This is a genomic window from Streptomyces aurantiacus JA 4570, assembly GCF_000414115.1.
GTDB classification, from domain to species: Bacteria; Actinomycetota; Actinomycetes; order Streptomycetales; family Streptomycetaceae; genus Streptomyces; species Streptomyces aurantiacus_A.
This window is the reverse complement of record NZ_AOPZ01000228.1, coordinates 14880-26755: the sequence shown is the minus strand read 5'-3', so window position 1 is coordinate 26755 and position 11876 is coordinate 14880. Positions and strand designations below refer to the sequence as shown.

At 71.8% G+C, this 11876-nt stretch carries 14 protein-coding genes; 6 read left to right on the top strand and 8 right to left on the bottom strand.

The genetic code is table 11. The features are described from left to right. Positions 1-37 precede the first annotated feature (37 nt). Together STRAU_RS22050 and STRAU_RS22045 are read left to right on the top strand one after the other, a co-directional pair. A complete protein-coding gene (locus tag STRAU_RS22050; protein WP_016642587.1) occupies positions 38-433 on the top strand; it encodes a RidA family protein in 396 nt (131 codons plus the stop codon). Positions 434-458: 25 nt separating this feature from the next. After that, positions 459-1340 (top strand): NmrA family NAD(P)-binding protein, encoded by an 882-nt coding sequence (locus STRAU_RS22045; RefSeq protein WP_016642586.1) that lies wholly within the window; start codon positions 459-461, stop codon positions 1338-1340. Between the two features lie 15 nt (positions 1341-1355). Here STRAU_RS22045 and STRAU_RS22040 read toward each other — a convergent pair whose 3' ends face one another. Further along, entirely contained in the window at positions 1356-2267 is a 912-nt protein-coding gene (locus tag STRAU_RS22040) for an SGNH/GDSL hydrolase family protein (RefSeq protein WP_016642585.1), read from the bottom strand. 373 nt (positions 2268-2640) lie between these two features. On the opposite strand from STRAU_RS22040, the gene STRAU_RS22035 reads away from it, so the two are divergent. Further along, positions 2641-3135, top strand: coding sequence for a DUF3145 domain-containing protein (locus tag STRAU_RS22035; protein WP_016642584.1), 495 nt, complete (start codon positions 2641-2643; stop codon positions 3133-3135). 69 nt (positions 3136-3204) lie between these two features. On the opposite strand, the gene fabF is transcribed toward STRAU_RS22035, so the two are convergent. From fabF to STRAU_RS22010, 5 genes are all read right to left on the bottom strand, one after another. After that, positions 3205-4476, bottom strand: coding sequence for a beta-ketoacyl-ACP synthase II (gene fabF / locus STRAU_RS22030; protein WP_016642583.1), 1272 nt, complete (start codon positions 4474-4476; stop codon positions 3205-3207). A gap of 116 nt (positions 4477-4592) precedes the next feature. After that, positions 4593-4841: an acyl carrier protein gene (locus tag STRAU_RS22025; RefSeq protein WP_016642582.1), complete on the bottom strand. Its 249-nt coding sequence runs from the start codon at positions 4839-4841 to the stop codon at positions 4593-4595. Between the two features lie 72 nt (positions 4842-4913). Continuing rightward, positions 4914-5915: a ketoacyl-ACP synthase III gene (locus STRAU_RS22020; RefSeq protein ID WP_016642581.1), complete on the bottom strand. Its 1002-nt coding sequence runs from the start codon at positions 5913-5915 to the stop codon at positions 4914-4916. 16 nt (positions 5916-5931) lie between these two features. Beyond that, positions 5932-6891, bottom strand: a complete 960-nt coding sequence (locus tag STRAU_RS22015) for an ACP S-malonyltransferase (RefSeq protein ID WP_016642580.1) — start codon at positions 6889-6891, stop codon at positions 5932-5934. An 89-nt stretch (positions 6892-6980) separates the two neighbouring features. Beyond that, positions 6981-8207 (bottom strand): PucR family transcriptional regulator, encoded by a 1227-nt coding sequence (locus tag STRAU_RS22010; protein ID WP_016642579.1) that lies wholly within the window; start codon positions 8205-8207, stop codon positions 6981-6983. Positions 8208-8265: 58 nt separating this feature from the next. Between STRAU_RS22010 and STRAU_RS22005 the strand changes: the two genes are divergently transcribed. Next, positions 8266-8922 (top strand): pirin family protein, encoded by a 657-nt coding sequence (locus STRAU_RS22005; protein WP_037661064.1) that lies wholly within the window; start codon positions 8266-8268, stop codon positions 8920-8922. Between the two features lie 13 nt (positions 8923-8935). Here STRAU_RS22005 and STRAU_RS22000 read toward each other — a convergent pair whose 3' ends face one another. Further along, complete coding sequence (locus STRAU_RS22000; protein ID WP_016642577.1) at positions 8936-9751, bottom strand: serine hydrolase domain-containing protein; 816 nt, start codon at positions 9749-9751, stop codon at positions 8936-8938. A gap of 19 nt (positions 9752-9770) precedes the next feature. Then, entirely contained in the window at positions 9771-10259 is a 489-nt protein-coding gene (locus STRAU_RS21995) for a GNAT family N-acetyltransferase (RefSeq protein ID WP_016642576.1), read from the bottom strand. Positions 10260-10345: 86 nt separating this feature from the next. On the opposite strand from STRAU_RS21995, the gene STRAU_RS21990 reads away from it, so the two are divergent. Both STRAU_RS21990 and STRAU_RS21985 read left to right on the top strand, forming a co-directional pair. Next, positions 10346-10813, top strand: coding sequence for a MerR family transcriptional regulator (locus tag STRAU_RS21990; RefSeq protein WP_016642575.1), 468 nt, complete (start codon positions 10346-10348; stop codon positions 10811-10813). Between the two features lie 5 nt (positions 10814-10818). Continuing rightward, positions 10819-11829 carry an aldo/keto reductase gene (locus STRAU_RS21985; protein ID WP_016642574.1) on the top strand — a complete coding sequence of 337 codons (1011 nt, stop codon included), beginning with the start codon at positions 10819-10821 and terminating at the stop codon, positions 11827-11829. Positions 11830-11876 lie beyond the last annotated feature (47 nt).

Sequence of the window (11876 nt, the reverse complement as noted above, 5' to 3'; positions counted from 1 at the left end):
GACCTCAGAGAAAACAGAAAGGCGGAACACCGCCCCCATGCACATCACCCTCGACAACCCCGCCACCGCGCCCCGGCCCCTGGGCCCCTACTCCCAGGTCGCCCGCGTCCAACTCGCGGACGGCAGTGCCCTGTTGTACCTCTCCGGGCAGATCGCCGACGGCGCGGACATCACCGCGCAGAGCCACGGAATCTTCGCCACCCTGACCGCCCTCCTGGAGGCCCACGGCGCGGCCCTCGCCGACATCATCAACATCCGCACGTTCCTGACGGACATGGACGACCTCCCCGGCTACGCCGCCGTACGCCGCACGTATCTCACCGGCACACCTCCCACGAGCACCACCGTGGCGGTGCCCCGCCTCTTCAGGCCGGAAGCGCTGATCGAGGTGGACGTGGTCGCGGCACTCCCGGCAATCGAGGACCGTAGCTGACCGCAAGTCCTTCTACGTTCATGGCATGACGAAAACGCAGCACACCCAGAACACCCAGAACACCCAGAACACCCGGACGACCAAGAACACGTACCTCGTCGCCGGAGCCACCGGAACCGTCGGCCGCGAGGTCGTCCGCGAACTCCTGGAGCGCGGGCAGGCGGTGCGCGCGCTGACCCGCGACCCGGCGAAGGCGGACTTCCCGGAGGGCGTCGAGACCGTGCGGGGCGACCTCGCGGATCCCGCGACGCTCAAGGCCGCCCTTCAGGGTGTCACCGGCCTGCACCTGATCACCTTCACCGGCGGCTACGAGCCCCTGGAGACCGGCCCCGAGATCCTCGCGCTGGCCCGCGAGGCCGGGGTGCGGCGGATCACCGTACTCCACGGCGGTGACCAGACTCCGCTGCAGGCCGCGGTGTGCGCGGGCGAGCTGGACTGGACGGTGGTCATGCCGGTGGAGTTCATGGCGAACTCCCTGGAGTGGGCGGAGGCGGTGCGGGCCGAGGGCGAGGTGCGGGCCCCGTTCGCCGACCGGCTCAGCGCGCTGGTGCACGAGGGCGACATCGGCGCGGTGATCGCGGTCGCGCTCACCGAGGAGGGACACGCCGGGCAGGAGTACGTCGTGACCGGACCGCAGGCTCTCACGGTCCGCGAGAAGGTGGCGGCCCTGGCCGAGGCGCGGGGCTCGGAGATCGCGCTGGTCGAGCTGACGGAGGAGGAGGCGGCGGCCGGGATGCGGGCCCAGGGGCACGACGACGCGACCATCGCCTGGCTCCTCGACGTCTACAAGAACACCCCGCCCGTGGGTCGCACGGTGACCGACACCGTCCCGCGCCTCACCGGCCGCCCGGCCCGCACGTTCGCCCAGTGGGCGCGCGAGCACGCCGCGTCCTTCGGGCGGGCGTAGCCCCAGGAGGCGGCGCTACCCCTGCGACCGGGAGGCCGTGACCCCCCGGAACGCCATCTCCGCGAGCCGCGACTGCCCTTCCTTGCTCGGGTGGAACCAGTCCCAGTGGCTCAACTGGTCCCCGTCGAAGCGGAAGTCGAAGACGGCGCCGTCGTCGTACCGGCAGCGCCGGTCCTTCGCGCAGACGTCCTTGAGCACCTTGTTGTACGCCACCACCCGTGCCTGCACGGACGCGCGGCGGTCGGTGGCGGCGCGGTTCATGGAGTCGGCGTCGGCGAGCATCGAGGCGCAGATCCCGAGCTTCCACACCTGCTTGCCGAGCTGGTTGGTGCGCCCCGTCGACCAGAGCCGCTTGAGGTCGGGCACGCTCATGACGTACACCTGCGCCTTGGGCGCCTCGCGCCGCAGCGTCCGCAGGGACTCCTGGAAATCGGCCCGGAAGTCCGCCACGGAGGTCATCCGGTCGACCGACGGGCGGCAGGCGTCATTGGCGCCGGCCATCACCGTCACCAGCTCGGGTTCGTGCGCCGCGGCCCGCGTCATCTGCTCCGGCAGATCGGCCATCCGCGCGCCGGTCTTCGCGTGGTTCCAACTGTGCGTCGCCGCCCGCTGCTTGCCGAGCAGCCGCTGCGCGAGGCTGCGCACCCCGTCGTCGCTGCCGGTCGCCCAGGACGCCTCCGGGCAGTCGGAGAGGACCGAGCAGGCGTCGAAGCCGCGCGTGATGGAGTCGCCGACGGCGGCGAGGGAGCGCGGGCCGGTGTCCCAGACGGGCGCCGGCTCGGGGGCCGCTCTGTCCTGGGCGGACGGCCCGTTCGGCGCCGTGGCGTCGCCGCCGGACGCGTCACACGCGGTGAGCGTGGCGAAGCCGGTGAGAGCCGCCGTCGCGAGGGCGACGGCGGCCCGCTTGCGGTGCCTTGAATTCCGCATCCTCGTCCCCTCTGTCGTCCAACGTGACGTCGTACGGGCCCTTCGGGTTGCGTCCTGCTGAGTGTTGATATGCCCCGTCCGTCCCCGCTCGGGTGCGCCCGGGCACCCAGCCGGGGGTTTCCGCGCCTCCCAGCGAGTGAAACCTGGGAGTTTCCCGGCATGCGGACCGACGGTACGTCACACTCCTTGCCTCGCCGCACGGTAGCCTCGCCACCCAGTGGCACCCGCTTTTCTCGGTTCCGCTAAATTACATCACGTCACATCTGTCCCCTTTTCTTGACTTTCTCCGTTTTCGCGGAATTCGGGGAATATCGCTCGGCACGGGCGCGAGGCCGCTGGGGAAGGCGTACCTCGTCCCACACTGGAGGTCCCGGTGACGACACGTGGAGTTCTGTACGTGCACTCCGCACCGCGCGCGCTGTGCCCGCACGTCGAGTGGGCCGTCGCGGGCGTGCTCGGCGCACGCGTCAGCCTCGACTGGATCCGACAGCCCGCGGCACCCGGCACCTGGAGATCCGAGTTCTCCTGGCAGGGCTCGGCCGGCACCGCCTCCAAGCTCGCCTCCGCGCTGCGCGGCTGGGACCTGCTGCGCTTCGAGGTCACGGCCGAGCCGTCCGGGGCGGTCGAGGGCGAGCGGTACAGCGCGACGCCCCGGCTCGGCATCTTCCACGCCGTCACCGGCATCCACGGCGACATCCTGATCCCGGAGGACCGGCTGCGCGCCGCCCTCGCCCGCTCCCAGAGCGGCGAGAGCGACCTGGAGGCCGAGGTGGCGAGGCTCCTCGGCAAGCCCTGGGACGACGAACTGGAGCCGTTCCGCTACGCGGGCGAGGGCGCGCCGGTGCGCTGGCTGCACCAGGTCGTGTGAGCGCACGTACGACGAGGGCCCACCCGGTCAGACCGGGTGGGCCCTCGTCGTACGTACCGTGAGCGGCCGTCAGACCGTCCGGAAGGCGAGCACCACGTTGTGGCCGCCGAAGCCGAACGAGTCGTTGAGGGCCGCGATCGTGCCCTCGGGCAGCGGGCGGGCCTCGCCGCGGATGACGTCCGCGTCGACCTCGGGGTCGAGGTTGTCGACGTTGATCGTCGGCGGGGCGATGCGGTGCTTGAGCGCGAGGACCGTCGCGACGGTCTCCACGCCGCCCGCGCCACCGAGCAGATGACCGGTCATCGACTTCGTCGAGGCGATCGCCATGTGGTCGACGTCGTCGCCGAACGCCTGGCGCAGTGCCTTGATCTCACCGACGTCGCCCTGCGGCGTCGAGGTCGCGTGCGCGTTGATGTGCGCGATCTCGGTCGGCTTCAGGCCGGTGTTGTCGACCAGGTTCTGCAGCGCCTTCGCGATGCCGTTGCCGGACGGCTCGGGCTGCGTGATGTGGTGCGCGTCCGCCGAGATGCCCTGGCCGACCGCCTCCACGTAGATCTTGGCGCCGCGGGCCTTGGCGTGCTCCTCGGACTCCAGGACCACCACGCCCGCGCCCTCGCCGAGCACGAAGCCGTTGCGGTCGCGGTCGTAGGGGCGGGACGCGCCCTGCGGGTCGTCGTTGTTCTTCGACATCGCCATCATGTTGCCGAACGCGACGATCGGCAGCGGGTGGATGGCCGCCTCGGTGCCGCCGGCGACCACGATGTCGGCGCGGCCGGTGCGGATCATCTCGATCGCGTAGCCGATGGCCTCCGCGCCGGACGCGCAGGCCGAGACCGGGGTGTGCACCCCGGCGCGGGCGTTCAGGGCGATGCCGACGTTCGCCGCGGGCGAGTTGGGCATCAGCATCGGGACCGTGTGCGGGGAGACGCGGCGTACGCCCTTCTCCTTCAGCACGTCGTACTGCTCGAGGAGCGTCGTCACGCCGCCGATGCCGGAGGCGACGACGGCGCCCAGGCGGTCGGGGTCGACGTCCGGGCCCTCGGCGGCCTCGCCGGCCCTGCCGGTGAAGCCCGCGTCCTTCCAGGCTTCCTGGGCAGCGACCAGCGCGAACTGCGCCGAGCGGTCGAGCTTGCGGGCCTGCGGGCGCGGGATGGTCTCCGTCGGCTCGACGGCGATGCGGCCGGCGATGCGGACCGGCAGCTCGGCCGCCCAGTCCTCGTCGATGAGGCTGATCCCGGAACGGCCGGCGAGCAGGCCCTCCCAGGTCGAGGCCGCGTCGCCACCCAGCGGTGTGGTTGCGCCGATACCGGTGACGACCACGGTGCGATTGGTCGAGTTCACTGGATTTCTCTCTCCACGATTTGGTTCAGATGCGGATGCGGCGGCGCCACCGCCGGGTGGCGGCTGGCATGAGCCCCGGCCGGCACGAGCCTGCGGTCGTCAGGCCCGGGCTGATGTCAGCCCTGGTGCTCGAGGATGTACTTGGTGGCGTCGCCGACGGTCTTGAGGTTCTTGACGTCGTCGTCCGGGATCTTCACGTCGAAGCGCTCTTCGGCGGCGACGACGACCTCGACCATGGACAGCGAGTCGACGTCCAGGTCGTCGGTGAAGGACTTGTCCAGCTGGACGTCCTCGACCGGGATGCCGGCGATCTCGTTCACGATCTCGGCGAGACCGGCGACGATCTCTTCCTGAGTGGCGGCCATGTTGGCGCTCCTTCGTATGTATCCAGAGGGTGTGAAGGCATCCGCGTGGATCCGAAGATCCGCAGCGGGTGCCTAGGGGAGGGTAACGACCGTGGCGGCGTACACGAGACCCGCCCCGAAGCCGATGACGAGCGCGGTGTCGCCGCTCTTCGCCTCACCGGTCGCCAGGAGCCGCTCCATCGCGAGCGGGATCGAGGCGGCCGAGGTGTTGCCGGTGGTCTCCACGTCACGGGCGACCGTGACGTGCTCCGGCAGCTTCAAAGTCTTCACCATCGAGTCGATGATCCGCATGTTGGCCTGGTGCGGAATGAAGACGTCCAGGTCGTTCGCGGTGATTCCGGCCGCGTCCAGCGCCTGCTGGGCGACCTTCGCCATCTCGAACACGGCCCAGCGGAACACCGCCTGGCCCTCCTGCGTAATGGCAGGGAACTTGGTGGGCGCGCCCGTGCGGTACGCCTCCCAGGACTCGGTCTGCTTGATGGTCTCGGACTTGTCGCCCTCCGAACCCCACACCGTGGGGCCGATGGCCGGCTCCTTGGCGGGGCCGACGACGACGGCGCCGGCACCGTCACCGAACAGGAAGGCCGTCGAGCGGTCCTCCAGGTCGGTCAGGTCGCTGAGCCGCTCCACGCCGATGACCAGCGCGTACTCCGCGGAGCCGTCGACGACCATGCCCTTGGCGAGGGTCAGGCCGTAGCCGAAGCCGGCGCAGCCAGCGGAGATGTCGAACGCGGCGGGCCGGCCCGTGCCGAGCTTGTCCGCGATCTCGGTGGCGATGGCCGGGGTCTGCTTGAAGTGCGACACCGTGGAGACGACCACGGCGCCGATCTGCTCGGGCCGGATGCCCGCGTCGGCGATCGCCTTGCCGGCCGCCTCGACGGACATCGCCGACACGGTCTCCTCCTCGGAGGCCCAGTGGCGGGTCGCGATGCCGGAGCGGGAGCGGATCCACTCGTCGGACGAGTCGATCTTCTCGAGGATCACCTCGTTGGGCACCACACGGGTCGGGCGGTAGCCGCCGACGCCCATGATGCGCGCGTGCGCGGCGCCCCGACTGGGCTTGATCTTCGCCATGCTCTCCAGCTCCTTCTCAGGCGTCCGTCGCGGCCGCGGCGTCGGCCGCTGTGATCTCGGCGGTCTCGGCGATGAGCGCGCGGGCGGCGTCGAGGTCGTCGGGCGTCTTCACGGCCAGGGTCCGCACGCCCTTGAGGGCGCGCTTGGCGAGACCGGTCAGGGTGCCGCCGGGGCACACCTCGATCAGCGCCGTGACCCCCAGCTCCCGGAACGTGTCCATGCACAGGTCCCAGCGCACCGGATTGGCGACCTGGCCGACCAGACGGGCCACGACGTCGGAGCCCTGGGTGACGGCCTTGCCGTCGCGGTTCGAGAGGTACGTCAGCTTCGGGTCCGCGACGTCGAGGTCCTTGGCGGCCTCCTCGAGCGCGGCGACCGCGGGCGCCATGTGGTGCGTGTGGAACGCGCCCGCGACCTTCAGGGGCACGACCTTGCGGACGCCCTCGGGCTTGTCCTCGGCGAGCGCGGCCAGCTGTTCGGCGGTGCCGGCGGCCACGATCTGGCCCGCGCCGTTCACGTTCGCCGGGGTCAGGCCGAGCTTCTCCAGGTGCGCCAGGGTGACCTCGGGGTCGCCGCCGAGCAGCGCCGCCATGCCGGTCTCCGTCACGGCCGCGGCGTCGGCCATGGCCAGACCCCGCTTGCGTACGAAGCGCAGCGCGGCGTCCTCCGACAGCACCCCCGCGTACGCGGCGGCGGTGATCTCACCCACGCTGTGACCCGCGACGGCGCCCGGCGAGACGGGTCCGCTGTCACCCAGTGCCGCGGCGGAGAGCAGGCCGGCGGCCACAAGGAGCGGCTGCGCCACGGCGGTGTCACGGATCGCGTCCGCGTCCGCCTGCGTGCCGTAGTGGGCGAGGTCGAGCCCGATGGCGTCCGACCAGGCGGCGAGGCGGTCGGCGGCGCCGGGGAGGTCGAGCCAGGGGGTCAGGAAGCCGGGCGTCTGAGCGCCTTGGCCGGGAGCGACGAGTACGAGCACTCTCACACTCTCTCTTGTGGACAGTACGAACCGCCCGTGGGGACAGGGACGAAGAACGGCTGAGGGAATTGTAGGGCCCCGACAAAGACTCAGCTCTGGGGATCACCGTCGGCGAGACGTCCCAGGATCAGCGCGATGCGCAGCGTGAACGCCGAGCGCACATCCGAGGGGGACCAGCCGGTGACGTCAGTCACACGTCGAAGCCGGTAGCGCACGGTGTTGGGATGCACGAACAGCATCCGGGCGGCGCCCTCCAGGCTGCTCGCCTGTTCCAGATAGACGCTGAGGGTCTCCAGGAGCGCGGAACCGGCCTCTTCGAGCGGTCTGTAGATCTCCTCCACCAGTTGTTCGCGCGCCGCCGGATCGCCCGCCATCGCCCGCTCGGGCAGCAGATCGTCCGCGAGCACCGGGCGCGGGGCGTCCTGCCAGGCACCGCACGCCTTCAGGCCCGCGGCGGCGGCCTGCGCGGAGCGGGTGGCGGCGAGCAGGTCCGGCACGATGGGGCCGGCCACGACGGGACCGGCCGCGTACGGGCCGATCAGGGCCTTGGCCACGGCCAGGGGGTTGTCGTTGCCGCCCGCGATGACGACCAGACGGGCGCCGAGCACACCGGTGAGGACCTGGAGCTTCGCGTGCCGCGCGGCCCGGCGGATGGCCTCGACGGTGAGCTCGCTGTCACCGTCGGGCGCGGTGCCGAGCACCACACACACATGTTCCGGCGAATTCCAGCCAAGGGCCGCGGCACGCGAGACGGCCCCTTCATCGGCCTCCCCGGAGAGGACCGCGTTCACCACGAGCGACTCCAGGCGCGCGTCCCAGGCACCGCGTGCCTCGGCGGCCTGTGCGTACACCTGCGCGGTGGCGAAGGCGATCTCGCGGGCGTAGACGAGCAGCGCCTCGCGCAGCACGCCCTCGTCGCCGGGCGCCGCCACCTCGTCGATGGCGGACTCCATCACCTCGATGGTGGTCCGCACCATTTCCACGGTCTGGCGCAGCGTGATCGCCCGGGTCAGCTCGCGCGGCGCGGTCCCGAAGACGTCCGTGGAGATCGCCTGCGGGGCGTCCGGATGCCGGAACCACTCCGTGAACGCGGCGATACCGGCCTGCGCGACCAGACCGATCCAGGAGCGGTTCTCCGGTGGCATCGCCCGGTACCAGGACAGCGTCTCGTCCATGCGCGCGATCGCCTGCGCCGCGAGGCTGCCGGACGACTTCTCCAGGCGCTTCAGGGTCGCGGCGTGCGCGTGGGCGCGGTGGCCGCGCCGGGCGTCGTGGCCGGCGTCCTGGTGGGCTTCGTTCGCTGAGGGTTCGGGCACGGGGACAAGACTGCCTTATCGGGACGGCGGCGTGCGGTGCCGGGTCTAACGTGGGGACGTGATTGATGTACGGCGCTCCGGCGAGCGCTATCCCGGGGGTGACCCCATGGCGGGGATCGACTCCTTCCACGCCTTCTCCTTCGGGCCCTACTACGAGCCCCACAACCTCCGCTTCGGCGCGCTGCTCGCCTGCAACGAGGAGCATCTGGCGCCGGGCGCCGGCTTCGACGAACACCCGCACAGCCACACCGAGATCGTCACCTGGGTGGTCACGGGCGAGCTCACCCACCGCGACTCCGCGGGCCACGAATCGGTGATCCGCCCCGGCGACGTCCAGCACCTCAGCGCGGGCGCCGGCGTCCGGCACGTCGAGCGCAACGCGGGCCCGGAGCCGCTGGCCTTCCTCCAGATGTGGCTGGCCCCCCTGGAGCCCGGCGGCACCCCGTCCTACGGCATCGTCCGCGGCATCGCCGACTCCACCCCCTACGCCGTCCCCGCGGCGGGCGCCCTCCTCCACGTACGCCGCCTCACCCCCGGCGAACGCACGGCCCTCCCGGACGCCCCCGCGCTCTACGTCCACGTGGTCCACGGCGAAGTGGCCCTGGCGGAGGAGGAGTTGGGCCCGGGGGACTCGGCGCGGGTGACGGGGGAGTCGGGGTTGGACGTGGTGTCGTACGGGGGGCGGGCGGAGCTGCTGGTGTGGGAGATGAGCTAGGTCCGCGGCGGGCCTACAGCTCGGCCAGCACCGCGTCGGTGAACGGGGGCCAGACCTCCACGGCCCACGGCCCGAAGGCCCGGTCCGCCAGGGCCACGCACGCCGCTCCCGCGTCGGGGTCGATCCACAGGAACGTTCCGGCCTGTCCGAAGTGACCGAAGGTCCGCGGCGAGGACGAACTGCCCGTCCAGTGCGGCGACTTCCCGTCCCGGATCTCGAACCCGAGCCCCCAGTCGTTGGGGTTCTGATGCCCGTACCCCGGCAGTACGCCCTTGAGCCCGGGGTAGGTCACGGACATCGCGGCCGCGACGGTCCGCGGATCGAGCAGCCGCGGCAGCTGCACCTCGGCCGCGAACCGCACGAGGTCGTCCACCGTCGACACCCCGTCCTTCGCGGGCGAAGCCCCGCCGTCGAGGTACGTCGAGGACATCCCGAGCGGCTCGAGCACGGCCTGCCGCAGATAGTCGGCGAAGGGAATCTCGGTCGCCTTGGCGATGTGCTCGCCGAGCACCTCGAACCCGGCGTTGGAGTACAGCCGCCGCGTCCCCGGCGCCGCCACCACCTCGTGCTCGTCGAAGGCGAGCCCACTGGTGTGCGCGAGCAGGTGCCGCACGGTCGCCCCCTCGGGTCCGGCGGGCTCGTCCAGCTCGATCGCCCCCTCCTCGTACGCGACGAGGACCGCGTACGCCGCGAGGGGTTTGGTGACCGAGGCGAGCGCGAAGCTGCGCTCGGTGGGCCCGTGGGTCCCGGCCACCGTGCCGTCCGCGCGGACTACGGCGGCGGCAGCGGTCGGGACCGGCCAGTTCTCGATCAGTGCCAGGCTCTGCATGCGCAGAAGCCTAAGCGCCCTACAACTTGAGCTGCATGTAGGGGTCGGGCTTGCGGACGAAGCCGAGCGAGGCGTACAGCGGCTCGGCGTCGGGGGACGCGGTGAGGTCCACCTGTCCGGCGCCCCGCTCGCGGAACCAGTCGAGCAGCGCCTCCACGCAGGCGCGGGAGAAGCCCCGGCGGCGCATGCCGGGGTCGGTGGCGACGCTGAAGAGGTAGCCCGCGACGCCGTGCGGATTGCCCGCGCGCCCGATGCGGTACTCCAGGGTGCCCACGGCGAGCGCGGCGAGGGCGCCGGGCCGCTCGGGGTGGTCGACGACGAACGCGGCGAAGTTCCCTTCGGGGTCGGCGAGGTGCGCGCGCACGGTGGGCAGGGACTCGTCCTGCCAGTCGGTGGCGGACGTGCTGGGGACGGTGCCGTCCAGCGTGAACACCGAGTCGATCATGACCTGGCGCAGGCGTATGACTTCCTCGGCGTCCGCGGCGGCGGCGCGGCGTACAAGACTCATGGCGGCACGGTAGTCAGCGCACCCCGGCGCCGTCCCGCGGATTTCCCCTTGCTTGGAGTGCACTCGAAGGTTTTAGCGTGGGGGTCATGACGGTGATGGAGACCACCCCCGCCCCCACCCGGAGCCGGGCAGACCGGACCGCGCCCGAGGTCTGCGCCACGCCCCCGCCCCCGCACCCGCGTCCGGAGGGCCGGGACCACTACACGATCAGCGAGGTCGTCGCGGTGACCGGACTGACCGCGCACACCCTGCGCTGGTACGAGCGGATCGGCCTGATGCCGCACATCGACCGCTCCCACACCGGCCAGCGCCGCTACCGCAACCGCGACCTGGACTGGCTGAACCTCGTCGGCAAGCTGCGCCTGACCGGCATGCCGGTCGCGGACATGGTGCGCTACGCCGAGCTGGTGCGCGAGGGCGACCACACCTTCGCGCAGCGCCGCGACCTCCTCGAACAGACCCGCCACGACGTGCGGGCCCGCATCGCCGAGCTCCAGGACACACTCGCCGTCCTCGACCACAAGATCGACATCTACTCCGACCGGAGGCACTGACCACAGTGAGCATCACCACCGCACGGCTCGGCACGGACGGCCCCGAGGTAGGCGCCCAGGGCCTCGGCTGCATGGGCATGAGCTTCGCGTACGGCCCCACGGACGCCGATGAGGCACGGGCCACCCTGGAACGGGCCCTGGAGCTGGGCGTCACGCTCTACGACACCGCCGACGCGTACGCCGGCGGGGAGAACGAGGAGTTCCTCGCCCCCTTCGTCAAGGCGCACCGCGACGACGTCGTCATCGCCACCAAGTTCGCCCTGGCCATGGACCCGGACGAGCCGACGAAGCGCATCATCAACAACTCCCCGGACTACATCCGGGCCTGCGTCGACGCCAGCCTGCGCCGCCTCGGCGTGGACACCATCGACCTCTACTACATGCACCGCAGGGACCCGAACGTGCCGATCGAGGAGACGGTCGGCGTGATGGCCGAGCTGGTCGCCGCCGGCAAGGTCAAGCACCTCGGGCTCAGCGAGGTCACCGGCGACGAGCTGCGTGCCGCCCACGCCGTGCACCCCATCGCGGCCCTGCAGTCGGAGTGGTCGCTGTTCAGCCGGGACATCGAGCGCGGTGTCGTCCCGGCCGCCGCCGAGCTCGGCGTGACCCTCGTGCCGTACTCCCCGCTCGGCCGCGGCTTCCTCACCGGCGCCTTCGTCAGCGCCGACAAGGAGCTCGGCGAGGACGACTTCCGCCGGCAGCAGCCCCGCTTCACCGGCGCCAACGCCGCCGCCAACGCGGCGCTCCTGGAGCCGGTGCGCACGGTCGCCGCCGCGCACGGCGCGACCCCGGCCCAGATCGCCCTGGCCTGGGTGCAGCAGCGCGCCGAGGTCCACGGCCTGCCGGTCGTACCGATCCCCGGCACCCGCAAGCGCACCCGCCTGGAGGAGAACACGGCGGCCACGAGGATCGAGCTGACGCCCACCGAACTCGCCCTCCTGGACCCGATCGCAGCCCAGGTGGCGGGCGACCGCTACGCGGACATGACGTTCACGTCGGCGGGCCGGGAACAGTAGCCGGGACCGGTAAGGGCGCCCGCAGGAGGCGCCCTTAAGGGGCGCGG

Bases quoted from the DNA above. Each gene is read 5' to 3' on its own strand.
- STRAU_RS21995 (WP_016642576.1), bottom strand. From the start codon at position 10,259: ATGAGTCTTGTACGCCGCGCCGCCGCCGCGGACGCCGAGGAAGTCATA.
- STRAU_RS21990 (WP_016642575.1), top strand. From the start codon at position 10,346: ATGACGGTGATGGAGACCACCCCCGCCCCCACCCGGAGCCGGGCAGAC.
- STRAU_RS22040 (WP_016642585.1), bottom strand. From the start codon at position 2,267: ATGCGGAATTCAAGGCACCGCAAGCGGGCCGCCGTCGCCCTCGCGACG.
- STRAU_RS22025 (WP_016642582.1), bottom strand. From the start codon at position 4,841: ATGGCCGCCACTCAGGAAGAGATCGTCGCCGGTCTCGCCGAGATCGTG.
- STRAU_RS22045 (WP_016642586.1), top strand. From the start codon at position 459: ATGACGAAAACGCAGCACACCCAGAACACCCAGAACACCCAGAACACC.
- STRAU_RS22000 (WP_016642577.1), bottom strand. From the start codon at position 9,751: ATGCAGAGCCTGGCACTGATCGAGAACTGGCCGGTCCCGACCGCTGCC.
- STRAU_RS22020 (WP_016642581.1), bottom strand. From the start codon at position 5,915: ATGGCGAAGATCAAGCCCAGTCGGGGCGCCGCGCACGCGCGCATCATG.
- STRAU_RS22050 (WP_016642587.1), top strand. From the start codon at position 38: ATGCACATCACCCTCGACAACCCCGCCACCGCGCCCCGGCCCCTGGGC.